Here is a 23938-nt window from a genome sequence, read left to right on the forward strand (position 1 = left end):
TCCTCGCTTATTAACCCTTAATCTAAAGGGGCTTGTATGAAAAATAGATCCTTTCTTCCTCCAGATGATTTGCCTTCAACTGAGGCAACGCAAGTTGATAAAATACTGCGATCGCAACTGGAACATTCGACTGGCAGATGCTTTTTTGAAGCGTGCGACCAGATTACGCGAGCATTGTTGTCTAGCTGTCAGTGGTATGTCACGACCGATGATGGTGCTTTAATGCTGGTTATCGACTGTCCTGACATCGTCACCTACTGGCATATAGTCAGCAATATTCCACCAATTGGCAATAGGCTGGAACGGTTTGCCAGTAGCGCCAAAATCCGCGTATATCCGCCATTTGGCAAGGGGACGCCGTTTGAAATCAGCGTCAATGAAATTTCGGCTTATCGAGATTGGCTATAAAAGTCTTGAATGACCGATTATCTGTGATCACAGATGAAGCGCTAATACCAGTTCTCTATAAACTTGCACTTAATACATATTCTTCTGTCCCTTGGCGTTCTTGGCTTCTTGGCGGTTCGTTTCCTATGCGGTTCGTTTGCTATACCGCTTGTTTGTGTTGGGTGCAATACATCAAGAAATAAGAACCACAGATGGACACAGATGGACACAGATAAATAATTACTTCATCCAAACCAGAAGCGCTCTAAAGCGCTCTAATATTAAGTGCATCTTCATGGGGAATTGGTATAAGTCAACTGAAAACTGTTAATTCATATTGTGCCTTCCTACCAGCCAGAAAATGGGAATAGCAGCGAATTGAATCACGACAGAAAAAACAACCAGTAAGCTAACTGATTGGTCATATAAAATTCCCATCAAGGCACTTCCTAAAAACCACGACAAACCATAGCCAGCGCTAAAAGTACCGTAAGCAGAAGCACGTTTGTCCATTGGTACCATTCCAGCGACAGCAGCTTTTAAAATTGATTCCTGTGCCCCCATTCCAATACCCCACAAAATCATTCCCACAATGGCAAGATGAGAATTGCCTAAGAAAACTAACGGGGCGAACATCAATGACAGAAAAACCGCAACCACGAGGATAGAAATACCAGCGCGGTCAAAAAGACGCCCAAATATCAGCGCGGCTACAGCATCAACTCCCATAGCCAAAGCATAAAGCAAGGGAATCGTTTGCTCAGTAGCGATCGCCTCCGGCGCTGCGCTTTGCGCAATCGCTCCTTTTTGGAAATGATAAGCAATGAGGGGAAAATCTGCATACCCAGCAGCAACAAGTGCGACAGCGCCCAGGTAAATCCAAAAGACTTGCGGCAAACCTTCCCCTTTAAGTGTTGGGGTTTCTTGTTCAAAATCACGAGGGTTCGGGTAAAGCCATTGTGCCACTAAAAGCACACTCAACCCCAAGACAGCTGGCACAATCAAAATTGCAAAGCCACCCTGATATCCTCCTTTCAAATAAATCACCGCCGCCACAGCCAATGGACCCATGACAGCACCAATTTGATCCAGCGCTTCATGCAAACCAAAGCCAAAACCTCTACCAACTTGAGTCGCAGCATGAGAAAGCAACACATCTCGTGGAGGGGTGCGAATTGCTTTACCTGTACGTTCGGCAATCATTAATCCCGCTGCGACTTCCCAACGTCCTGCAAGGGCTAAAAAAGGCACAACTGCTGTATTCACAACATAACCAAGTGTGGTAATTCCCCAGTATTTTCGCGTTTGGTCACTGATGTAACCAATAACCAAGCGAAAGCCATAGCCAATTAACTCTCCCAAACCGGCTACAAGACCTACCACAGTTGCACTAGCGCCTAAAACTCCAAGGTAAGCCCCTGTGATACTACGCGCCCCTTCATAAGTTGCATCAGCACAAAGGCTAACAATACCTAACAAAATCACGAACTTTAAAGCCGCTTTTTTCTGCGACATACCGCTCCTAAAAACCTATGCAAATCTATACAACAGCTTGAAAATCTTGTGTGACCAGATATGTATGTTTTTGGGTTCTTAATGGGTCTACCACTAAAGGCATAAACGGCAATGCCTTTATTCCCTGGCTGAAAGCATTACTGATTACTTTGCGAATTATATTCATGCTGCCGTTAACGTCAGCATTTATTAGCTGTTTTTTAGCAGTACGATACAAGCCACGCTTGACACGATAACCTGAGAATTTAGGCTCTTTTTTCACTTGGGCGTAAACAGGAATTTTATCATTATCTAAAGCACTTGCTTTTGAGGTATATGACTCTTCTGTTACGACAACTTTGATACCTACTAACTCAGCTTTGTAAGTGAGCATTCCAACGAGAGTGGTATGAGGAATGTTAACAAATTGCTGATTATTTTTCTTACCTAACTTAATACCATTTTTGATTCCATCATTTTTACCAATAATCAAAGTACCTACGGAATTGCTAACACACCAATCAATTACCCGGCGGGTGCTAGTGTGAAGATAGTTATCAACACGGCAATTTCGCTTATGAGTAATTTGTTTAATTTTAGTGGTGGCTTCAACCGATTGGTATTGAGCGCGTATGAGTGTTATAGAAGGTATTAATCGCTTTTAATGGCTTGCCTGTTACCAACAGAGGCTTAACACCTGGTTGGTTAGTGGTTACAGCCATCAAATTGTTAAGACCTAAATCTACACCAGCAACGCCTGTATTGTTTGTATGCTGAGGTTGATGACGAGTGTAAACTACTTCTATGACATAACAACAAGATGACGGAATAATCCTAACTTCTGCAATATCTAAAGCCTTTGTAGGGAATTCAATATTAGACATTGACAGCTTACAAATTCCCCTCGCCAATAACTTTTTGGCAATGGACTCTTTGCCTGGATAAGGCAGAATGTTTCTACATGGGCGTTTTGTGTTTATAACCTGGTATCCGTGGTTTGCCTACAAACTTAGACGGATTTTTGTAATAAGCTTTTTCTGCCTTTATAAATGTTGTCCAAGCTTGCTCAAGCCTCCGGATGATCTGTTTACTTACTTTAGTAGGCAGTACCTGATAATCAACTAAATTTTTAGTGGCATGGTACAGAGAATTAAAATCTAATTTTGCACCATTAGCAAAGAAGTGCTGACGACAGATGTAATTAGCAGCATTCCATAAATTCTTAGATAGAAATGCTAGTTTGTCACATTCTTGCCAGTGCTTATGCTGTCTATCAATTACGTGACGTTCTACTAATTGCATGACACGACGTTTTAACTACTATAATAGAGTAGTTAAAATGAAAAAGGTTGTCAACTATGCCGAAAAGAAAATCAGAGAAATTATGGCAAAATGCCCACCCGGAAAAAGTCAAAGGATATCAACAAAATTACCTCAAAGACAAAACCCAAGCCACCGTGGTGATCGATGGTTGGGTTGTAGAACAGATAGATAAGGTAAAACCGCCTGAAATGAGCTACAGTAGATGGGTTCGGGAATTTTTACAGCAATGGGCAGTCGAACTGCGTCAAACGCCCTAAAAAAACAAATATCTGTACAAACTGTCGAGCTTTGTACAGATATAGGGAGATATTAGCTAACAGTTACTAACCCTGATAAGCAATTCAACATTAAACAACTTTTGAACTCTCCACGCTTTGAAAAACGTGGATTCTAGACTGTTGTTGCTCCGCGGGCTAAAAGCCGCACTTCGCAACGTTGTCTCATGTTTTTGTAAAACACCTTGGCTGGTTCAAACAGCCCTACCCGCCTCGACATGAATCAGGCTGTGCGGCTACTTTAGGATTTTCCAACCATGAAGATTTTACATGTTGATGGCTCTAAAAAGACTTTTCAACACAATCCCATATCTTCAATTCGTGGCTAAGCATGGCATCACGTTTGTTTTTTGGAGTTTTTCATCCTGTGTTACCATCATCCCATATTAACACATATATGGGATGATGCAACGCTATAACTTGAGGTTGTCTGATAGAGAATATGAAGATATGAAAAAGATGTCAGCACTTACAGAACGCTCAATCAACGACTTGATTAGAGAAGCAATAAGAGAATATGTTGAGAAAAAAGAAAGAGAAACAAAGGGCTAAAGCCCTATGAGTCGGGTATCCCGTCCCTGTTTAAAAACACAGATGTAGTTTTCCTCCGTGCGTCAAACTACATCTAACGGGGTTCTCACCCTCCCACTATGTTTTGATAGCCCTTGTACCGGAGAGATCAATCTTCAGGGAATCATTGCTACCTTAATGACCTTACGCTCCCTCATATCACAAAACACCTGTTCTAAATCCTGCAAAGGACGGTGTTCGCTAATCAGCAACTCAAAGGGAATCTTCCTGCTAGCAATGAGTGACAGCGCCGCCCGGACATATTCAGGAGTATTGTGAAACACTCCTTTAAGAGTCAGTTCACTGTAGTGCAGTTGTTCTGTATTGACAGTAATAGTCGTATCTCGCGGACATCCACCAAATAGGTTAACGGTTGCACCGGGACGGGCGCAAGCAATTGCTGTTTCCCAAACACTTGGTACACCAGTTGCTTCTATCACAACATCTGCACCCCATCCTTGTGTCAGTTCTTTAACGAAACTAGGAATATCCGGCAACTGGCGGTAATTGAAGGTTTTTGCCGCGCCTAATTTTTCCCCAATTTCTAGTCTTTGGTCATTTCCGCCAAACAGCAACACCTCAGCTTTTAGATCATGAGCCAACTTTGCTACAAACATCAGTCCGATCGCCCCATCTCCCAATACGACCACGCAATCCCCTGCTTTGACGTTGGAACGGGCTACCCCATGCAGCACACAAGCTAGAGGTTCTGTCATTGCTGCCAATTCATACGGCAACTCATCAGGAATTGGCAACATATTCTGTTGCACAATAGCTGCGGGAATTTTCAAGTATTGGGCAAAAGTCCCGTTATTCCATGTCAAATTTGGACAAAGAGAGTATTCTTCCCGTTGACAAAAAAAACACTTTATGCATGGTGCAGAATTATTTGCCACCACGCGATTGCCCACCTGCCAAGCCGTAACACCTTCTCCTACGGCTACAATCTCCCCAGCAGCTTCATGACCAAACAAAGTTGGCGGTTTGAGCATCTTAGCATGACCGCCGCGACGCCAAACTTTCAAGTCAGTACCGCAAGTTGTCGCTGCTCCCACCTTTATAACGACTTCACCGACACCGGGGGTTGGGTCAGCGACTTGTTCTAAACTTAAATTTTCTTTGCCGTAAAGTAAGGCTGCTAGCACAGCTTATGACCAGTAATGAACTCCACCTGATTTTACCAGGTGGAGTTGGGAACTTTTTATTGGTTAATCAGTCTTAAGTTCTAAAGACCTAGGATTTGACTGCTGGTTGAGGAACAACTGCCGTGCTTCTTGCTTCTGCGTTGGGCATACGACTCACACTTAACAATGGCACTTCTTGCCAGCAGGTTTTACAAAACCAGTAGAATTCACCATGACGGACATGACGCAACAGAGAACCACCGCAACAGGGACAACTGTTGGAGTTCAGACTCATATTTATGTCCTCCTTTTGAAAACTTGTTGATTATAGATGCACTAAAAAAGTTGTTGATTAAAATTGGATTCTAGCGGCATGAATGCGACCGTTTGAATTGATGCGGTCTTTGATGATTTTTCCATAAACCGCCTCGTACCCATCAACCATTTGGATAACGCTAAACTTGTTCTCTATATATTCTCGGCAAGTTTGACGATTGAGTTCCAAAGCTCGTGGAATCATTGCCGCCATTTCATCGAAGCTTTGGCACACAAAACCTGAGACTCCGTGGGCAATCACCTCGGATACGGAACCTAAATTCATGGCAATGACTGGCGTACCAGTTGCCATTGATTCAATCATCACTAAACCAAAGGGTTCTTGCCAGGTTATTGGGAAGAGGGTGATAGCAGCATTGCCCAGCAGTTCAACTTTTTCGGCGTGGTTAATTTCACCTAGGTATTGAATTTGCTGACCATCAATGTGTGGGGCAATCTCTTGTTCAAAAAACTTAGAGTCTACTACATCAACTTTTCCTGCCATTTTGAGATGCCAGCCAGTTTGCTTAGCAATGGCGATCGCGTGTTGCGGTCCCTTTTCCGGCGAAAAGCGTCCTAAGAATGCCAAATATGGCGCTTCTTGAGGTTGGGCGACAAAACGGTAATCTTCTGGATTAATCCCGTTGTAGACCGTGCCAACATAGTTCAGGTTGATTTCACGCTGCGCGTTACTAATGCTGACGTATGGTTGCTTTTGGTGGTGGGTATATACGTTACGGTTGTCTGTTGTAAATCTGCCGTGCAGGGTATGCACTGTGGGTGTTGGCACAAAATTCGCCAAAGCTAACGCCGAAATTCCCAAATGGGAGTGGATAATATCGAATTCCTCTGCTAGCTGATAAACTTGGCTGAGTTCCAGCATTTCGTACGCTGTATACTCTTTGACGTTCGGGTCTAAGCGCAATGCACGAGGATAAACTGCTTCTAACCTAGCCAATGTTTGCGAATCTCCAGACGCGAACAAAGTGACATCATGACCTCGACGCACTAGTTCATCGGTCAAGCGACTCACGACTAGCTCTATTCCTCCGTATGTAGGAGGCGGAACTCGTTCCCATAAGGGGGCTACTTGAGCGATTTTCATAAGTTGTTTTGGTTCAGCAAGTGAAATAGTCCTATTGCTAGGACTGACATCTGATGACGGTAGAGCATTTGTACCTAATCATCATGATTTTTAAGTTAACCCGACTAGCTCAAGCGAGCGCAATTTCGGTTAACCGTACCCTGATATAGCCACAGACTCATTTCACACCACTTTTTATAATGACTATACAGAGAATGTAGTTTTACATTACTCTTTAATAAGATAGCGATTCATCTATCTTGGGGATCATAATAATTCAAACGTTTTGTAACGAAAAATACCAAATTATCAGAATGGGATCAATTTTTGAGAGGCTTGCAGGAGGAGGAGAAAATAATTAATGACTACTGAAGAGTAACTCATATGAAAATTGCTACTTGGAATGTCAACTCGATTCGCACTCGTCTTGGACACGTTGTTGATTGGTTGAGTCAAAATCACGTTGATGTCCTGTGTATGCAAGAAACGAAAGTTGTAGATGAGAAATTTCCCTGTGCTACCTTCGAGCAACTGGGCTACCATCTTTATCTATCAGGACAAAAAGCTTACAACGGTGTTGCCATAGCAAGCCGTAAACCACTAGAAGATGTCAGCCGTGGTTTTACGCCTATTTTGTTAGATGTGCAGCCAGATTGGGATGAGCAAAAACGGGTGATCACAGGTGTGATTGACGGTATCAGAATTGTCAATCTTTACGTCCCCAATGGTTCCGCTGTGGGGAGCGAGAAATATGAATACAAGCTGGGTTGGTTAACAGTGCTGCAGGAGTATTTGCGATCGCTTCTTTTATCTTCACCTGCTATCTGTATGTGTGGAGACTTTAACATTGCTCTAGAAGATAAAGATATTCATAATAGTGTGAGTACTGAAAATCACATCATGGCATCAGAAGGAGAGCGCCAAGCCTTACGAGATATTCTCTTATTAGGATTTGCTGATGCTTTTCGCAAATTTACCTCTGAAGGCGGACACTATAGTTGGTGGGACTATCGAGCCGTATCTTTTCGGCGTAACTTGGGTTGGCGTATTGACCATCACTATCTCACACCCGAGTTATATGAGCGTGCTAAAAGCTGCACTATTGATGTAGCTCCCAGAAAATTACCTCAACCGAGCGATCATACGCCAGTGATTATTGAATTCTAGAATTTAGTTATTCATCATTGTAGAGACGCGCCATGGCGCGTCTGTACATCTTCATTAGTTAAAAACCTTTGGACTATTGACTCATCCACAATCCAAAATCCAAAAATGATATGTTTCTAGTCACTGGAGCCACTGGGGGAATAGGTCGTAGAGTTGTGCGACTTCTACGTGAACAGGAAAAGGAGGTACGCGCATTTGTCCGCCTCACCTCGCGCTACGGCGAGTTAGAACACCGAGGAGCTAACATCTTCATTGGCGATTTGCGCGAAGAAAAGGATATTCAAAAAGCTTGTCAGGGCGTACAGTACATTATCAGCACTCATGGTTCCGATGGTGATGCCCTATCTTTAGACTATCGCGCTAACATCGAACTCATAGACTCAGCAAAAGCGAATGGAGTACAACACTTTGTCTTCATTTCCGTGCTAGGAGCAGACCGGGGATACGAAGATGCTCCTGTCTTTAAGGCAAAACGAGCGGTAGAGCGATACCTGCAAACTAGTGGCTTAAACTACACTATTTTACGCCCAGCTGGATTAGCATCGAACTTGCTGCCATTGGCAGAACGTTTTCGAGAAACGGGGTTGTACCTGCTGGTTGGCGATCCCAAAAACCGTACCTCTATTGTGAGTACAGATGATTTGGCAAGGATAGTGATAGATTCTGTGACAGTAGCAGCCGCTCGCAATCAGATATTCCCAGTCGGCGGACCAGAGATTTTATCCCGAGAGGATATTCCCAAAATTTTTAGTCGCATTTTTAACAAAGAGTCAGTGGTGATTAACCCGCCACTGTTTGCAGTAGATGCGCTGCGGGGTGCATTAGGATTTTTCAATCCCCAAGCACAAAAAGCTTTGGGAACGTTTCGTACACTACTGAAGAACGAATTTTTCTGTACAAATCAGGAAATCGCCCAATTAGAGACTATTTTCAATTTTCAGTTGGAAACATTAGAAACTTTCTTGCGACGTTACCTAGCAGTTTAAATGGGGAATCGGTAATGGCGGCTGGGTACTGGGGACTGGGCAATACTCGCACCTTACCCTAATCCCTAATTCCCAATCCCTAATCCCTAGTCCCTAATGTAAAATCCCAAATCTAAAATTTTATGAAATACTCCCTAGCTGCAAATGCTGCTCAAGCACGTAAAACAAAACAGCGATTCGCAAAACCTGATGAACATCTATCTTATGAACTTGGTAAGGCGGTACAGGAATTGCCGCCTTTGTATAGTAGATTGTTAGCGGGAACAGTGAGTGCTGTGGTATTGGGGACGATCGCCTGGGCAAATTTTTCGCTGATTGATGAAGTGGCGACAGCACCAGGGGAGTTAATTGCTGCTACACAAGTACGACCAGTGACATCGATAGGTAATGGGACAATTGTCACGGTAAATGTCAAAGAAGGCGATCGCGTACTCAAAGGTCAACCTCTGGTTAAACGTGACCCAGACTTGCAACAAGTCGATGTTACTCGCTTAGCCACATCTGCTAAATTGATTCAAGAAGATTTACGGCGTTTGGATGCAGAACGCATCGGCGCTCAAGCTGGTGGCACACAACTTCAAGATGAACTCCTAAACTCTCGTATACGAGACTATCAAGCGCGTCAAGCCGCAGCCCAAGCCGAATCAAATCGCCAACAAGCGCTGATTAACCAAGCAAAAGTACGCCTGACTCGCTTGCAAGAAAATCTGGTAAATGCAAAAACTAGCCTTGCCAACGCCAAAACGAACAAAATCAACGCCCAAAATATTCGGACTAAAGTTGAACGCGGCTTAGCAATTGCTCAAAAAAGGGAAGAAAGCCTAAAAACCCTCGTCACTCCCGGTGCAATACCTCGACTCGATTACCTAGACGCCCAAGAAAGACTCAATCGTGTGACTGCGGAAATCACCAGGGCAAATGATGAGGTGACAAACTCCCAAAATAAGGTAACAGAAGCTCAAGACAAAGTCACATCCTTAGAAAAAGATATAGCTGCTCAGGCTCAAGAAATTCGCCAAGTCGAAGAAGCATATCAAGCAGCTCGCACTCAAGCACAACGTCTGGAATCAGAGCGTCAAAGTGAAATTATCACCCAGATTAACAAACGCAAAGAAGAACTGACCACCATTCAAGGTCAGCTTGAGCAAGCACGCAAGCAGCAAGACAAGGAAACTATCAAAGCTCCAGTGTCAGGTACTATCTACAGAATCAAAGCAACAAAAGGACCAGTGCAAGCAGGCGAAGAATTGCTGTCAATTTTACCAGAAGGCGAAGAACTTTTGTTAGAGGTGAAAGTCCTTAACCGGGATATTGGTTTTATTCAGGAGGGAATGCAGGCAAAAGTGAAACTGGCGACCTTCCCCTTCCAAGAATTTGGAACTATTGAGGGCGAGGTGGTGCAAGTCAGTCCCAATGCTATTCTTGATAAAGAAATGGGCTTAGTTTTTCCCACCCGAATTAAGCTGAACAAACATTCAATATTGGTGCGCGGTCAAGAAGTCGTGTTTACTCCTGGAATGGCTGCTAATGGTGAGATTGTCACTCGCAGGAAATCAGTTTTGACATTCTTAATTGAGCCGATTACTCGTCGCTTTAGTGAGGCATTTTCTGTGAGGTAGGATACTAGGACTTACGCACTGTACAGATTGACCATCATATGTGTTAACGTGCATTCGGTTGTTTCAGACGACAACACAAAGTAGGGTGGGCAGTGCCCTAAACTGATGTCCAGATTATATGCTAATGCTAAGCAAAGCCCACCTTACAGTCGAAGAATGAAATCCATAAGTAGGTCGGTGTAAATAATTAAAGGTATGTAGTAAGCGCTTTAGCGCTAAAGGGCTTACTACTTTGCTAGTTTCCAATCTTTACTTTTCTTTACATAGTTTGATTTTTTCTCGCCTACTTACTTATTTGATGATTTTTGGCGTAAGTCCTAGATACTATTGGCGATTATGATACGTTACAGCGCTAATCATTTGAAAAGCGTTGTAAACATAGGCTAACCTGATAGAAATTAATTAAATCCAGTGATTTTGACTAATTTGATATTAGTTACAGGAAATTTACAACAATCCCTTTTAAGGTTGTCATTAAAGTAAAGAAGTATTGTGTTGATAAACACAGTCTGGATTATCTTTAATCAATACCTTTTCTGCCTATAGGTAGTGAAAGATTAATCAAGAAAATGGAATTATCAAACAAAGAATAACATTAACATCAACATCCCTGCCTCTCCTGCCCTTAAGCTAATTTAACAGTGCTTTTGGCAGGGGTTTCCTTTATAGAATCCATTGTAAATGTAGCTAGATTTACAAGCAAACTTAATATTCTATCTATCTAGCGATAGTAAAAACTCGTAGATTTTTTTTTGAAAATAAAAAATTAGGAATACATCAATTTTTGAATTCTCTCCTGCTATCTTGACTCTCTAGTTAGCAGGTTTTTTTTTATTTATAGAGTATGAACTATGCCGTAATAACGAATAAGGTCTTCTTGGTTAGATACAAACTTAATATTAACCAATTCTTTTAGCAGAAGCTAGGGTAAATAGAATCAATTAACTATTCAAAAGCTATTCAATAGGAGTACAAGGTGAATATCCCGAATTTTACAGAGTTTGTATTAGGTAGCTTTGTAGCACTTTTTCCGATAGTAGACCCAATTGGAAATGTCCCTACGTTTCTCGTCTTAACATCGGGAAATTCTCCAAAAGAGCGTCATCAATTCGCAAGCAAAACTGCTCAGTATACAGTTTTAGTATTGTCACTATTTCTCTTAATTGGAGGGGGGATTTTACGCTTTTTTGGAATTTCTCTAGAGGTCGTCCGTATTGCTGGGGGAATTGTGGTGTTTCACACTGCTTGGCAAATGATGAGCGCACGACCAAGGCTAACACCAACGGAAAATCAAGCAGCCGCTGAAAAAAGCGCTCAGCACGAAGACATTTCTTTTATGCCGATGACCGTTCCCTTGTTGGCAGGACCGAGCGCTCTTGCTGTGACCTTGGGTTTATCTGCTCAAGCAGGACGCGCTTTGTCTGTCCCAACTGTACTGAATTTTCTAGCAGTTTTGTTAGCGATTTTTCTGTTAGGATTGCTCATTTATTTATGTTTGCGAGCCTCTAATTGGTTTCTCATTTGGTTGGGAGAAACGGGTATCAAAGCATCTAGCCGAATTTTGGGATTTTTTATTATGGCGGTAGGTGTTCAGCTAATTCTCAATGGAATCGCTGATTGGCTGAGACACCTACAAATAATTACTAATTCGTAATTGAATTGGTAATTACGAATGACTCATTATGAATTAGGAATTGTCTATCGTTTCCTTAATGGCTGCAATGAAAGCGTCAATTTCAGAGTAAGTGTTGTAAAAGTACAGACTTGCTCGTGCAGTAGACTCAACGCCCAAGTACTGGTGCAAAGGCTGGGTAGCGTGTAAGCCTGCGTTGATAGCAATTCCAGCCTGATCCAGACGGGAGGATAAATCTTTGGCGGGGATACCCTCAACAGTAAACATGACTATAGCGACTTTACCCACAGCAGCATTTTCTGGTTGAGGACCGTAAATACGAATTGAGGGAATTTGTTGCAGCTGTTTGACTAAGTATTTAGTCAGTTCTGTTTCGTAGACATAGATTTTATCCATACCAATTTCGCTGAGGTAGTCAACAGCTGCACCAAAGGCGATGTCTGACGACAAGCCGCTCCGCGTCTACGTATCTGCAATTGACGGTGTTCCCGCTTCAAACTTATAAGGCAAATCCTTATACGTGGCGTGATCGCGGAAGACCTCAGCAACCATGTCACCTCCGGTTAAGAAAGGAGGCATTGACCGCAGTAACTCCGACTTCCCATAAAGCAAGCCAATACCTGTAGGACCGCACATTTTGTAACCGGAACCAACAAGCCAATCACAGTCCATCTTTTGGACATCGATAGGCATATGGGGAAGACTTTGGCAGGTGTCGATTAAGACTTTAGACCCCTTTTGGCGAGCGATCGCAATAATTTCCTCTACGGGGTTAATACAACCCAAAGTGCTGGAAAGATGCAATATAGAAACCAATTTAGTTCGGTCTGAAATTAGAGTTTTGAACTGTTCCAAATTGAATTCTTCATTTTCGTTCAGTTCAACAAATTTCAGCACTGCACCTGTCTTTTGAGCAACCACCTGCCAGGGAACGATATTACTGTGGTGTTCCATCACCGAGATGATAATCTCATCCCCCCTTGTCAAGTTATTTATGCCCCAGTCATAAGCCACTAAATTAATCCCCTCAGTTGCATTGCGGGTGTAGATAATTTCTTGTGGCGAAGCAGCATTGATAAACTTCGCTAATTTTTCCCGCGCTGCTTCATAGGCTTCTGTAGCTTCCTTAGCAAGAACATGTGTGCTCTGATGCACGTTGGAATTATATTCCTCGTAGGAATCCCGTAGGGCATTTAGTACTACCGAGGGTTTGTGGGAACTTTCAGCATTGTCGAAGTAAACTAAGGGTTTGCCGTTGACTTTTCGCTGCAAAATTGGGAAGTCAGCACGGACTTTATCGGCAAGCGTTTTTTCCTGATTAACTATCATTGTTCAAACTAAGTGATGAAGGTTTGCGGGCTGAAGGTTAATAATGCCCTTCAATAGTTGCAACTATGTCGGTAACAAATAATCGTCCGTTAGTTTGAACAATAAGTCTTAGAAAAACAAACGCTTTCGTATTCACAAATACAATTTTTGGTTACATTTTTGTTGACTCCACACTGATAGAAGTATGTCACATCACGCTATGTTAAAGTTAACTAACTATTCCCGATACTCCTCCAGCATTTCCTTGCGTTTCTTCAGCGTATTTTCAGAATCAGTACCACTATAGTCACTGATAGTGTAGTTAATATTCTTGTCCAGTGTAGTTTGGTAGCTTGAGAATTGCGACCAGAGAACTGGATTGTCAAACATCTTGTTATTCCCGATTTCAGGACTGGCGCTGAAGCTATACTGTTCCAGTGTATTGGCATCATCCAACTGGTTTTGTGGGGTGGGCATCTTGCCCGCCCACTGTATTTCAGAGCCAGGTGGGACAGCACAAGAGCCATCTTGATACTGTGTAATGCTGAAGCTAGAAGTTGCAATACGGCTCTGTGTCATCGAGTCTTTGAAACTTAAACCTGGGAGGCTAAAGCTTGGGGTTGTTGTACTGTGTACTGCTGTCTCTGCAACAATTTGACGTACTTGAGCATCAGTAAGATTGCGATTAGCACTAAGCATCAGGGCCACTACGCCAGCAACATGGGGACTAGCCATTGATGTGCCACTGTAGGAAGCATACTGATTACCCGGAAGTGTAGAATAGACATCGACTCCTGGAGCTGTAACGTAAGTGAGTGAACTCACTCCTGCGCGGTTGGAGAAGTCAGCCATGTTGTTATTTTTATCAACTGCTCCAACTGCAATTCCCGATTTGTCTGCATAGCGAGCTGGATAGTCTGGTTGAAAGCCACCATCATTGCCAGCTGCCATAACGACAACCACTCCTTTACTGCTGGCATATTCAATAGCTGTTTGCATTGTATCGTCGGAAGAACTACCGCCCAGGCTGAGGTTAATTACATTAGCTCCATGATCCACAGCATAGTAAATGCCCTTAGTAATGGAAGTGTAGGAGCCTGTACCTTCATCATTAAGGACTTTGACTGGCATAATTTTGGCATCATAGGCAATGCCAGTAACACCAAAGCCATTGTTTTCCCCAGCAATAGTGCCAGCAACATGGGTGCCATGACCAGGATCACTATTATCTAAGGTGTTGTTGTTGTTGTCAGCAAAGTTCCAACCGTGAACGTCATCAATAAAGCCATCGCCATCATCATCCTTGCCATTGCCAGCAATTTCCTTGGGATTTGTCCAGATATTATCCTTCAAGTCATCGTGGTTGAAGTCAACCCCAGTATCCAGAACAGCAACAACCACATCCTGACCTGTGTATCCTTTTGCCCAGACTTCTGGAGCTTTCACAAGGTCGGCTCCCCAATTATTACCACCAAGGTCAGGAACATCAGCAAAGGGACTCTGACCAACAGCTTTACCCACTGCGGCGGCTGCATTTATCAAGCCATAACCAGAGGAGAAATCGTAGCCATTATCATTGAATAATTGCTCTTCAGCATTTGGCTGCTTGTTATCGCTAGTTGAGTAAAAACTACTGTGAGCGCCAAAGTTGAGGCTATAGTCATTGTTGACATGAAAGGAATCTACTGAGGAGGTAGACGTGATATTTAGCCCTTGATTAGAAAAAGAATTGTTAGTATTTATATCGGTGGGCATCAGTATTATCTCCTCAAATATATCTCTCTTTTTTTGACAGCATGACCTGCAAAAGCCTTATGATTAACAGGGCTTTTGTCTGAAAGAGAGTTTTTATAAGATAATAATTACTATTTACTAAAAATAAAAAATGCTAATTATTTTACAAATAATATAGTGGTTTGTATTTACATTGAATACAGTTCTTGTGAGGCAGATATTCTGTCCGCTCATAATTAGGGACGAGAGTCTCGCCCCGCATCCGGCAAAAGCCATTTGTCCTTAGTCATTTGTTTACAAATAACAAATAACTAAGGACGACCCAAAGGAGTGTCTCACAACTTAACTAGGGGTGGTATAATATTAATTTATTGTAGAATCCCAATAACTAAAGCTTGACTCAATGTCACTCCAACTTAATTCTAAAACACCAGGTTTTGAAGAATTGGTGTCTACTCCCCAAGGATTAAAAAGAGTGAATTTTTGGGTGGAGGAATTGTAATCTATCAGCGCGTAAGCATGACCAGACACGATATTTGATGCTACTCCAGTTGGTTTTGTACCAAACCCAATCAATTGTCCAGAATTGAAGGCATCAACTAGAGAGCTAAAGTTCAGACTATTACCAAGAGAAGTCTTTTTTCCTGTAATTTGTGCTAATGCATCGCTGATATACCCACCTTTTCCAATACCAGTGTAGGTGTTGGAATTATCTTGATAAATCCAACCAGACTCGTTAAGTTGAGCGTAAGCTTTCTCCGCAAAAGCAACCCATAACTCATTAGAAGAGCTATTGTGGTCACTACCTTGATTGGCGTAAGCTAAATACCCTAATGAATTCGTTGGTAAATATCTGTCTACCGTTACATAATCAGCAACTCCATTGTGCCAGAAGCGCAGGGTGAAAGTATTATCGCCGTTGTCAATGAACATACTCTCAATTGTGCCTGGAGAACGAACGGCTGTCGCAGCTAAACCTGTAAGGAAATAACAGTCATTTATCTGTCCTTGTTTCACATCTTGGTAACTAATACCATTTTGGAACAAAGAACCATTCGCGTATTGATAAGTGTATGAGGTTTGTGGGCGATCGCCTCCCAGAAACCACTTATTAATCAGGTTCTCCATCTGAATGTCGCTGCTACCTGTATTCAAGTTGCCTAGTGTGTTCCCTTGATACTTCTGGTTAGCAGTGTCACCATTGACAACCTTGTTAGACAAGACTCGGACGTACTCCGGCATTTGTAAGTAAGAGGCATTATTCACTAACGTGCGGAGATCTGTAATTTCAGTAGCATCAACTGTACTACCGTCGTTTGCTTGACGCAAAATAGCTATCATATCGTTGCGGTCTAATACACCATCAGCAAAGCGGTTTCTAGACTCTACGCGTAAAACACCATCTTGAACATTCAGCTCAAACCAGTCTTGAGTAAGAACAATGTTAAAGCTTGTTTGTACACTGTCTGTGCTAGCACCAGATTTGTCATAAGCCTTTGCTGACAGCTGATAGTTGCCACTACCTAGACCGCTGAGAGTGTAGTTAAAGCTGGAATAGCGGTTATCGCTGCTATCAGGGGTGAATTGGACAGTATCAGAGATGTCTTGCGAGTTTCCGCCGTCTTTTTGCAACCAAAAATCCACTCGTGCTATATCGTTTGCACGATCACCATCAAATACCCTGGTGTTGGTTAGGCTGACTGTTTCCCCTGCTTGATAGCTGCTTTTATCAGTGCTAAATTGTAAGAATTGGGGTGCTTCGTTTTTGGAAACATTAAGATTATAAAAAGTTCTTTTACTACTTACACGGTAGACTTGGATAGAATAAGTGCCTGCATCCAAAGTCGTGTTGATAGATTCAGCACTATCACGATCATTATGCGAACTTGCTATCACTGAGCGATTGCTGTCTAGCAATTGCAGATCTGCATCCGCTGACAAACCATCAACAGCAAAGTTCAAACTACTACGACCACTCAGAGTAAAGCTGTAGTCATCAATGCGATTGTTATGACCTAGCCATCCATTAAAAACCTGATTTTTAGAAGTAGTATTTGTATTAGCTGATGGGCTTAGGTTAATACTGTTATAATCAATTGGCATAATTATCTATGTGTCCTTGAATTGACAATATTTGGTAGACACAGCAACTAGAACCTCTGCCATAGAAAGGTTTTATATGAAGATATCAAAATCAAATTGTTGAATGCCTGTTGTTCTATACTGCTACTTGTTAGTCCAAAGCAGCCAGGTTGAAAACACGGAATTTTGATGAAAAGTAAAAATAGGCAATCCGGTAATAGTACTTTCTTCGTATTAATAAGTGAAGATACTCATTTCTTAATCAAAAATACTTGAAAGCAGAGACGCAAAGCACAAGCTTTTTTCTCTGTATGAGGGATTTTCAAAATGATAAGCTAGGCATTTTTACAAGAAATTTAAACAAGAGAATTGATTCGTAGGGATTTAGCTTAATTCTTTATTATTCAGGCAGATAACACTTTCAAAATGTGCGATTCTCCTAACAGGTTAGAGAAAAGCAGCAGTTGATTTATAGTCCAATACCGTTCAGTTAAGGATTTTTTGTGATAGCGTTCTTAGACAATTCCTTCCAGTCCCCAGTCCCCAGTCCCTAGTCCCCGTGAACTTTATTGCAAATTGTCTTATCTAAACTGTATTGCTCTATAGTCAATTCAATCTCTAATAGAGTTTTGTAACAAGAACAAAATTATAATAATAAAACTTGGAAAAATTGTTTATAACTCAATAATAATTTTTCTATAGCAATCGGGTTAGATTTTTGAAAAAATCTAAGTATCTTTCGGGTGGGCAATGCCTACCATATCTGGGTTCTATCTGGGTTTTAGTGAGCATTGCCCACCCTACGTGTATTTCAAAAATCTGCGGAGGAATCCTATATATCTAGTTCGTTGTTAGTTGTTTAACCCGTTTTTATCAGCTAGTAGAAAACCTTTTTTTACTTAGAGTGGTATTAAACCAGTGAAGAATAAACAGTCCGGAAGGCGTATCGTGAGGGATAAAAAAGTGCCACTAACGCCTTCCACGCTCTTGGTAGGGTTTCCCGACCCAGGCGACTGTCGGTGTGGTGTTTCGCGATTGCGCGGAGCGCAGTGGGCTAAAGCCCAATCGCCATGAAACTGATAACTGTTAAACAAAAATATAATATAAGGTAGGTCTATTATAATGTCGTCGTTATTTTAACCGAATACTATTATTTTGTAAAAGGGGATGGACAAAAAATGACCCTAGTTGTTGCAGCACTATATAAATTTGTTAAATTGCCAGATTTTGCCGAGAAACAACACTCTCTGCTGTCTTTATGCGAATCGCATGGCGTTAAGGGGACAATTCTATTAGCACCAGAAGGTATTAACGGTACAATAGCGGCTTCACGTCAAGCGGTTGACTCTGTTCTCTGTTTTTTGCGCTCCGATCCCCGCTTAGCAAACTTGGAACACAAAGAGTCTTATGCTGACTACTCACCCTTTGAGCGGATGAAAGTGCGCTTGAAAAAAGAAATTGTGACTATCGGAAGGACTGAAGTTGACCCGAATGAACAAGTGGGTACCTATGTTAGTCCCAAGGATTGGAATGAGCTGATTTGCGATCCTGAAGTCACGGTGGTTGACACCCGCAATGATTATGAGGTGAGGATCGGAACCTTTAAACGAGCGCAAAATCCTCATACGGAATCATTCCGTGAATTTCCCGAGTATGTTCACAAGCACCTCGACCCCAACAAACACAAAAAGGTTGCCCTGTTTTGTACCGGGGGAATTCGCTGCGAAAAAGCCTCTTCCTTCATGCTGTCCCAAGGGTTTCAAGAGGTTTATCACCTAAAAGGTGGGATTCTCAAATATTTAGAGGAAGTTCCTGAGTCTGAGAGTTTGTGGGATGGCGAGTGTTTTGTGTTTGACCAACGCATCGCTGTCAGTCACGGTTTAGAAACGGGTAGTTATGATATGTGCCCAAGTTGCGGGCGTCCCGTCTCTGAAGCTGATAAATCATCTCCTAAGTATGAGGAAGGAGTTTCTTGCGCCTATTGTTTTGATAGCCTATCCCAGGAGAAAAAGACACGTCAGCAGGAGAAAAAACGACAGTTGGAGTTGGCTAGGAAGCGGAATGGACAAGATTTATCGGTGACTTCGACACAATGAAGGGTGGGCTATAGGAACAAAGGCTGTCTTTGCAGCCTCTGTAACGTTCACCTAGAGACGCTTTAGGGCTAAGGTTAAGCCATCGGCAATTGGCACCAAACTCATGGTGATTCGTGGATCTTGATGCAGTTTCTGATTAAATGCCCGGATGCTATTAGTTATCTTGTCTTGCTCTTGGGGATTTGCGACTCGTCCTGACTGTAGGACATTATCAATCGCAATCAACCCACCTGGACGTAGAAGTTGTAGAGATCGCTCGTAGTAATTACCGTAGTTGTTTTTATCAGCATCGATAAAGGCAAAATCAAAGGTGCCTGCTTCTCCTGCGGCTATAAGCCTATCTAGAGTGTCGAGTGCTGGGGCAATGTGTAGTTCAACTTTATGTGCCACTCCGGCTTGCTGCCAGTAGCGGCGGGCGATCGCTGTATACTCTTCGCTGACATCACAGGCAACGACCTTACCCTCTGGTGGTAACGCCAATGCCACCACTAGGGAACTATACCCCGTAAATACACCTATATCTAAAGTTTTTTTTGCGCCCATCAACTGCACCAGCAGCGCCATAAATTGCCCCTGTTCTGGAGTAATCTGCATTCTGCTACTTGGATGCTGTGCTGTTTCTTGTCTTAACTGCGCTAAAATTTCAGGTTCTCGCAATGAAACTGATTGCAAGTATTCATAAAGACTTTTTTCAAGTCCTGACGTTTTATATGCCATGTTCTGCTACTAATGGCTAATTGTATTTTTATGATTGCATAAGTATCAGTGACTCTCTGTATTTCTTTATCTTGAAGTCAGAAACCTCCCACTCTCTCTTTATATTTAAACGCACCCGAGATGGCTACTGTGCGCGATTCTCAGGGTTATGTTAAGAAAGCCCGCCGATAAATATTTTATAGTGTTTATGAAAGTAATTTTTTATTTACAAAAATAAATAGACATCGTTGTCAGGGACAAAAAACCTTAATTATCAATGATAATTTCAAAAAATCATGACTTATTCAGGTAGATAATTCATACTCTCTTTCTTCAGTTGTATTTTATAAATTCTCTAAAATTAGTAAACTAACATACAATCTAAAATTATAGTTTACTGTAGCGTTACACAGGGGGAATCATGAGCCGTCCTATAATTCTTGGTATTGTTGGTGACAGCGCAGCTGGGAAAACAACACTGACTAAAGGGATTGCTCAAGTTCTTGGTCCGGAGAATGTTACGGTGATTTGTACGGATGATTACCATAAGTACGACCGTAAGCAACGTGCTGAGATTGGTATCACTGCTCTTCATCCTGACTGCAACTATTTAGATATTATGCAGCACCACCTGTCGCAACTTAGGATAGGGCAGTCAATCCTTAAGCCTGTTTACAGCCATAAAACTGGTACTTTTGAGCCACCAGTTTATATAAAGCCAAGTAAATTTGTCATAGTGGAGGGATTGCTGGGTTATTCCACCCGTGGTGCGCGTGACTGCTATGACGTGAAAGTTTACCTTGCTCCACCTGAGTCTCTACGTGCCAAGTGGAAAGTTAAGCGAGATACGCAAAAGCGAGGGTATACAGAAGAACAAGTACTTGAAGATCTCAGAAAACGCGAACCAGATTCTGAGCAATTTATCCGTCCCCAACGGCAATGGTCAGATATAGTCGTGAGTTTTTATCCTCCTAGCGACGATTTAGAGCAAACCAATGGACACCTAAATGTGCGTCTGGTACTGCGTCCTACGATTCCTCATCCAGATTTTAGCCAAATTCTCAACTACGGCGATGGCAGTTTTGAGTCAGCAATCCGCTTAGGATTAGACCGGGATATGGGTAAACCGGTTGATGTTCTAGAAGTTGATGGTCATGCCACTTTGGAACAAGTCAATAAGTTAGAGCATATTATTTGTGCTGATATGCCCTACCTCAAGAATATATGCGATCGCGAAAGCAACCCAGAGTTGGGGAAAATTGCTGGTACAACAGGGGAAACACTTCAAAGTTACCCCCTCGCTCTCACCCAGCTATTGATTACGTACCATATGCTCAAAGCGACACAAAATTATCAGCATGAAATCAGGGAAACTACGCTAAAATAGCTCAAAATTAAATATTTGGTCAAATATGGAGAGGTTGTCAGAATTACAGGCAATAACTTAGGAATAAATGCATATATCATCATTTATCCTCTGTATTCGTCTATGACTTATTCTCTCAGAATTGCCGATATACCTGTAACTGAGCGTCCGCGCGAGCGGTTGTTAACGCATGGTCCGAAAATTTTAGCCACAGCGGAGTTAATAGCAATTCTGCTAGCTACTGGTCAAGGACACGGTAAACTTTCTGCTGTGGGTCTAGGGCAATATATTTTGCAGGAACTGAGCAAACACCAGCGAGACCCTTTAGCAGTTCTGCGAGATGTCAGCGCCGCCGAGTTGATGAAAATTCCTGGTATTGGTCCAGCAAAAGCAACGACCATCTTGGCGGCGATTGAATTAGGGAAACGAGCATTTCAATCCCGTCCAGGAGAACGCACGTTAATTGATAGTCCACAGGCGGCGGCGGCAGCACTCAGTCAAGATTTAATGTGGCAAAATCAAGAACGTTTTGCAGTGGTATTGTTAGATGTGAAGAATCGCCTCTTAGGAACGCAAGTTATTACCATTGGCACAGCAACCGAAACTTTAGCTCCTCCCCGCGAAATTTTTCGAGAAGTGATTCGTCAAGGAGCAACGCGCGTTATAGTGGCACATAACCATCCGTCTGGACATGTAGAACCTAGTCAAGAAGATATCGAATTAACGCGACAGTTGTTACTTGGAGCGCAATTTTTGGGGATTCCTCTTTTAGACCATCTTATTTTAGGCGATGGCAATCATCAGAGCATACGGGAGATAACAACATTGTGGGAGGATTGTCCGCAGGGAGATTAAGCCTCTTGGTGACGTACTCCCACGCTGATTGCAAGCAATACAGTGTGGGCTTCTCAGCGACTCCTGCTATTGCATAGGACATTAACTGAGCTTTGTTTTGATTCCACGAGACGCCCCTCCGCAGAATTGAACAATACAAAAATGTTCACACCTTTGTACTGCTGGAATTTTACCCATCTACAGAAAGCGATTTCAAAGAAGTCTAGTTACTAGATGGAACCCCATATTCCAGGTTGTCAAGGTACAGCGTACAGGAGAGCCACTGCGCCCTTGGTGGTTCCCCCCGTTGAAGCAAGTGGCGTAGCGGTTAGCTATTAGTTTGATTAAACCCGTACTACCCTATGTTAACATTAACGTATTAACATTGGGTGGTCAAAAATGAAGACAACTAGATTAAATGTACGGATTTCAGAGAGGAGATTAAATAAGTTACGTTTATATGCTACCAGTAAGGATAAGACGGTTACTCAAATTGTCGAAGACGCTTGTTGACAGGTTGCCCAACACGGAGATTGGCAATTCCTCCGAGACCAACGAGCGATAGTGAACGCAGTTCACTATCGCTCGTTGGTCAATTCGTCATTGCCCCGTCATTCATCCCAACACGTTCCCTGGGTACAGGTACAGTGTGGGGCTTCTGCCGGAATCAGCTAAAGTCAATTGGATGAAAATGAAACCACAGATGAACGTGAGTTCGATATATCCTGATTTGACCCCTCTCCAAACCTCTCCCCTTGTAGGGGAGAGGCTTAAAAATCCCATTTTTACGTAGCTCCTCCCTCTCCTTGTAGGAGAGGGAGGTTGGGTGGGAGAGGTTCGTCGAACTTACGTCAGATGAACGTAGATAAATTATCTGTGTCCATCTGTGTTCATCTGTGGTTTTAAATATCCTTATCTAAAAAATCAACTAGTTTATTAAGTAATAATATACATGATTTACTTTTTAGTAGTTAATTATTATTCCACCAATCTCGTTACTAAATTAATTCGTTCTTTCCCTGCTGAAAAAAAAAATGAGTACAAAACGATTATCGTCAATAACTCTCCTGATGATGATTCGATTGATACTCTCAAAAATGAAGATGTTTTCATTTTAAACGCTCTCGATAATTTAGGATTTGGTGGTGGTTGCAATTTGGGAATAAATTGGATTTATACCCAAGAACCTCAAGCAATTGTTTGGATTATTAATCCCGATGCTTATTTAGAAAAAAATATTTTGCCTCAAGTCGAGTTATTTTTTGAGGCACATCCAGAAATTTCTATTCTCGGCACAATAGTTCATACTCCTACGGGCGACGTTTGGTTTGCAGGCGGTCGCTTTATTCCCGCAACAGGGGCAATTCTCACTCAAGATTTGTTAACCAATACAGATGCAGATTATGTAGCTTGCGATTGGATTACAGGTTGTAGCTTTATCATTAATCTCAGAAAGTTTGATGAGTGTCCTCAGTTTGACCCTGCTTACTTTCTTTACTATGAAGATTTTGACTTTTGCCGACGCTATGCTAATCAAGGACATCTCATTGCAGTTACTAAGCAGTTTGGTGTCCTGCATCAGCCTTCTTCAATTACTAATAAGTATGTTTTTAGAAAAATCAAAAATAGTACCTATGGTTATTTATTATCTTTAGATAGATATACAAATAAAGCGGTTTTTCTATTAAGGTTAGTTCGTTTGATTCTTTATGCTTTAATTTTGATGATAGTAAAACCTCAAGTAGCATTTGGCAAATTTGCTGGCGTGTTTATGTATTGCAAGCGATTGCCCAAGGGGCACTGGCGGAGCCAATCGCTCTCTTAAACCTATCTCTGGTGATCCTA

General features: G+C 42.2%; 21 protein-coding genes and 1 pseudogene. 11 read left to right on the forward strand and 11 right to left on the reverse strand.

The window, feature by feature from the left end:
* The first annotated feature begins 36 nt into the window (after positions 1-36).
* Positions 37-408: a hypothetical protein gene (locus tag ACM0OZ_RS01155; RefSeq protein ID WP_041037276.1), complete on the forward strand. Its 372-nt coding sequence runs from the start codon at positions 37-39 to the stop codon at positions 406-408.
* A gap of 306 nt (positions 409-714) precedes the next feature.
* Here the strand turns inward: ACM0OZ_RS01155 and ACM0OZ_RS01160 are convergent, their stop codons facing one another.
* The 4 genes from ACM0OZ_RS01160 to ACM0OZ_RS01175 all read right to left on the reverse strand — a co-directional run bounded on the left by ACM0OZ_RS01160 (position 715) and on the right by ACM0OZ_RS01175 (position 3183).
* Entirely contained in the window at positions 715-1902 is a 1188-nt protein-coding gene (locus ACM0OZ_RS01160; RefSeq protein ID WP_414580944.1) for an MFS transporter, read from the reverse strand.
* 25 nt (positions 1903-1927) lie between these two features.
* The gene (locus ACM0OZ_RS01165) at positions 1928-2533 is read right to left on the reverse strand and encodes an IS200/IS605 family accessory protein TnpB-related protein (RefSeq protein WP_414581051.1); all 606 of its coding nucleotides are present in this window, start codon (positions 2531-2533) and stop codon (positions 1928-1930) included.
* On the reverse strand, positions 2490-2765 hold the full coding sequence (locus ACM0OZ_RS01170; protein ID WP_414580946.1) for a hypothetical protein: 276 nt from the start codon (positions 2763-2765) through the stop codon (positions 2490-2492). Before ACM0OZ_RS01170 ends, ACM0OZ_RS01165 begins: the two co-directional genes overlap by 44 nt.
* Before the next feature lie 73 nt (positions 2766-2838).
* On the reverse strand, positions 2839-3183 hold the full coding sequence (locus ACM0OZ_RS01175) for a hypothetical protein (protein WP_414580947.1): 345 nt from the start codon (positions 3181-3183) through the stop codon (positions 2839-2841).
* Between the two features lie 56 nt (positions 3184-3239).
* Here ACM0OZ_RS01175 and ACM0OZ_RS01180 point away from each other — a divergent pair, with 56 nt between their 5' ends.
* Positions 3240-3461 (forward strand): hypothetical protein, encoded by a 222-nt coding sequence (locus tag ACM0OZ_RS01180; protein WP_414580949.1) that lies wholly within the window; start codon positions 3240-3242, stop codon positions 3459-3461.
* A gap of 420 nt (positions 3462-3881) precedes the next feature.
* Complete coding sequence (locus ACM0OZ_RS01185; protein WP_414580951.1) at positions 3882-4031, forward strand: ribbon-helix-helix protein, CopG family; 150 nt, start codon at positions 3882-3884, stop codon at positions 4029-4031.
* 134 nt (positions 4032-4165) lie between these two features.
* Here ACM0OZ_RS01185 and ACM0OZ_RS01190 read toward each other — a convergent pair whose 3' ends face one another.
* The 3 genes from ACM0OZ_RS01190 to ACM0OZ_RS01200 form a co-directional block, all read right to left on the reverse strand.
* On the reverse strand, positions 4166-5194 hold the full coding sequence (locus ACM0OZ_RS01190) for a zinc-dependent alcohol dehydrogenase (RefSeq protein WP_414580953.1): 1029 nt from the start codon (positions 5192-5194) through the stop codon (positions 4166-4168).
* A gap of 88 nt (positions 5195-5282) precedes the next feature.
* A complete protein-coding gene (locus tag ACM0OZ_RS01195) occupies positions 5283-5468 on the reverse strand; it encodes a hypothetical protein (protein WP_332987277.1) in 186 nt (61 codons plus the stop codon).
* 57 nt (positions 5469-5525) lie between these two features.
* The gene (locus ACM0OZ_RS01200; protein ID WP_414580955.1) at positions 5526-6593 is read right to left on the reverse strand and encodes a glycosyltransferase family 4 protein; all 1068 of its coding nucleotides are present in this window, start codon (positions 6591-6593) and stop codon (positions 5526-5528) included.
* A 363-nt stretch (positions 6594-6956) separates the two neighbouring features.
* Here ACM0OZ_RS01200 and xth point away from each other — a divergent pair, with 363 nt between their 5' ends.
* From xth to ACM0OZ_RS01220, 4 genes are all read left to right on the forward strand, one after another.
* A complete protein-coding gene (gene xth / locus ACM0OZ_RS01205; protein WP_414580956.1) occupies positions 6957-7739 on the forward strand; it encodes an exodeoxyribonuclease III in 783 nt (260 codons plus the stop codon).
* Between the two features lie 110 nt (positions 7740-7849).
* Positions 7850-8725 (forward strand): SDR family oxidoreductase, encoded by an 876-nt coding sequence (locus ACM0OZ_RS01210; protein ID WP_414580958.1) that lies wholly within the window; start codon positions 7850-7852, stop codon positions 8723-8725.
* 122 nt (positions 8726-8847) lie between these two features.
* Positions 8848-10344, forward strand: coding sequence for an HlyD family efflux transporter periplasmic adaptor subunit (locus ACM0OZ_RS01215; protein WP_414580959.1), 1497 nt, complete (start codon positions 8848-8850; stop codon positions 10342-10344).
* A 976-nt stretch (positions 10345-11320) separates the two neighbouring features.
* The gene (locus ACM0OZ_RS01220) at positions 11321-11998 is read left to right on the forward strand and encodes a MarC family protein (protein ID WP_414580961.1); all 678 of its coding nucleotides are present in this window, start codon (positions 11321-11323) and stop codon (positions 11996-11998) included.
* A 33-nt stretch (positions 11999-12031) separates the two neighbouring features.
* Here ACM0OZ_RS01220 and ACM0OZ_RS01225 read toward each other — a convergent pair.
* From ACM0OZ_RS01225 to ACM0OZ_RS01235, 3 genes and pseudogenes are all read right to left on the reverse strand, one after another.
* Positions 12032-13306 (reverse strand): annotated as a pseudogene (locus tag ACM0OZ_RS01225) (SufS family cysteine desulfurase).
* A gap of 216 nt (positions 13307-13522) precedes the next feature.
* A complete protein-coding gene (locus ACM0OZ_RS01230; RefSeq protein WP_414580963.1) occupies positions 13523-15040 on the reverse strand; it encodes a S8 family peptidase in 1518 nt (505 codons plus the stop codon).
* A gap of 342 nt (positions 15041-15382) precedes the next feature.
* Positions 15383-17122, reverse strand: a complete 1740-nt coding sequence (locus tag ACM0OZ_RS01235; protein WP_414580964.1) for a C2 family cysteine protease — start codon at positions 17120-17122, stop codon at positions 15383-15385.
* A gap of 1157 nt (positions 17123-18279) precedes the next feature.
* On the opposite strand from ACM0OZ_RS01235, the gene ACM0OZ_RS01240 reads away from it, so the two are divergent.
* Positions 18280-19197, forward strand: coding sequence for a rhodanese-related sulfurtransferase (locus ACM0OZ_RS01240; RefSeq protein ID WP_414580966.1), 918 nt, complete (start codon positions 18280-18282; stop codon positions 19195-19197).
* Positions 19198-19248: 51 nt separating this feature from the next.
* On the opposite strand, the gene ACM0OZ_RS01245 is transcribed toward ACM0OZ_RS01240, so the two are convergent.
* Positions 19249-19914 (reverse strand): class I SAM-dependent methyltransferase, encoded by a 666-nt coding sequence (locus ACM0OZ_RS01245; protein WP_414580968.1) that lies wholly within the window; start codon positions 19912-19914, stop codon positions 19249-19251.
* Positions 19915-20314: 400 nt separating this feature from the next.
* Here ACM0OZ_RS01245 and ACM0OZ_RS01250 point away from each other — a divergent pair, with 400 nt between their 5' ends.
* From ACM0OZ_RS01250 to ACM0OZ_RS01260, 3 genes are all read left to right on the forward strand, one after another.
* Positions 20315-21280, forward strand: a complete 966-nt coding sequence (locus tag ACM0OZ_RS01250) for a phosphoribulokinase (protein WP_414580970.1) — start codon at positions 20315-20317, stop codon at positions 21278-21280.
* Between the two features lie 102 nt (positions 21281-21382).
* A complete protein-coding gene (radC, locus tag ACM0OZ_RS01255; protein WP_414580972.1) occupies positions 21383-22114 on the forward strand; it encodes a RadC family protein in 732 nt (243 codons plus the stop codon).
* Between the two features lie 931 nt (positions 22115-23045).
* On the forward strand, positions 23046-23918 hold the full coding sequence (locus ACM0OZ_RS01260; RefSeq protein WP_414580974.1) for a glycosyltransferase: 873 nt from the start codon (positions 23046-23048) through the stop codon (positions 23916-23918).
* The last annotated feature ends 20 nt before the right edge of the window (positions 23919-23938 follow it).

Origin of the sequence: Scytonema sp. PCC 10023, assembly GCF_963920835.1 — a bacterium.
GTDB lineage: Bacteria > Cyanobacteriota > Cyanobacteriia > Cyanobacteriales > Nostocaceae > Kalymmatonema.

Excerpts from the sequence above, each read along its gene's own strand:
- ACM0OZ_RS01170 (WP_414580946.1), bottom strand. The coding sequence starts at position 2,765 with ATGTCTAATATTGAATTCCCTACAAAGGCTTTAGATATTGCAGAAGTT.
- ACM0OZ_RS01185 (WP_414580951.1), top strand. The coding sequence starts at position 3,882 with ATGATGCAACGCTATAACTTGAGGTTGTCTGATAGAGAATATGAAGAT.
- xth (WP_414580956.1), top strand. The coding sequence starts at position 6,957 with ATGAAAATTGCTACTTGGAATGTCAACTCGATTCGCACTCGTCTTGGA.
- ACM0OZ_RS01260 (WP_414580974.1), top strand. The coding sequence starts at position 23,046 with ATGATTTACTTTTTAGTAGTTAATTATTATTCCACCAATCTCGTTACT.
- ACM0OZ_RS01245 (WP_414580968.1), bottom strand. The coding sequence starts at position 19,914 with ATGGCATATAAAACGTCAGGACTTGAAAAAAGTCTTTATGAATACTTG.
- ACM0OZ_RS01160 (WP_414580944.1), bottom strand. The coding sequence starts at position 1,902 with ATGTCGCAGAAAAAAGCGGCTTTAAAGTTCGTGATTTTGTTAGGTATT.
- ACM0OZ_RS01155 (WP_041037276.1), top strand. The coding sequence starts at position 37 with ATGAAAAATAGATCCTTTCTTCCTCCAGATGATTTGCCTTCAACTGAG.
- ACM0OZ_RS01250 (WP_414580970.1), top strand. The coding sequence starts at position 20,315 with ATGAGCCGTCCTATAATTCTTGGTATTGTTGGTGACAGCGCAGCTGGG.
- ACM0OZ_RS01235 (WP_414580964.1), bottom strand. The coding sequence starts at position 17,122 with ATGCCAATTGATTATAACAGTATTAACCTAAGCCCATCAGCTAATACA.
- ACM0OZ_RS01210 (WP_414580958.1), top strand. The coding sequence starts at position 7,850 with ATGTTTCTAGTCACTGGAGCCACTGGGGGAATAGGTCGTAGAGTTGTG.
- ACM0OZ_RS01200 (WP_414580955.1), bottom strand. The coding sequence starts at position 6,593 with ATGAAAATCGCTCAAGTAGCCCCCTTATGGGAACGAGTTCCGCCTCCT.
- ACM0OZ_RS01240 (WP_414580966.1), top strand. The coding sequence starts at position 18,280 with ATGACCCTAGTTGTTGCAGCACTATATAAATTTGTTAAATTGCCAGAT.
- radC (WP_414580972.1), top strand. The coding sequence starts at position 21,383 with ATGACTTATTCTCTCAGAATTGCCGATATACCTGTAACTGAGCGTCCG.
- ACM0OZ_RS01230 (WP_414580963.1), bottom strand. The coding sequence starts at position 15,040 with ATGCCCACCGATATAAATACTAACAATTCTTTTTCTAATCAAGGGCTA.
- ACM0OZ_RS01195 (WP_332987277.1), bottom strand. The coding sequence starts at position 5,468 with ATGAGTCTGAACTCCAACAGTTGTCCCTGTTGCGGTGGTTCTCTGTTG.
- ACM0OZ_RS01180 (WP_414580949.1), top strand. The coding sequence starts at position 3,240 with ATGCCGAAAAGAAAATCAGAGAAATTATGGCAAAATGCCCACCCGGAA.
- ACM0OZ_RS01175 (WP_414580947.1), bottom strand. The coding sequence starts at position 3,183 with ATGCAATTAGTAGAACGTCACGTAATTGATAGACAGCATAAGCACTGG.
- ACM0OZ_RS01215 (WP_414580959.1), top strand. The coding sequence starts at position 8,848 with ATGAAATACTCCCTAGCTGCAAATGCTGCTCAAGCACGTAAAACAAAA.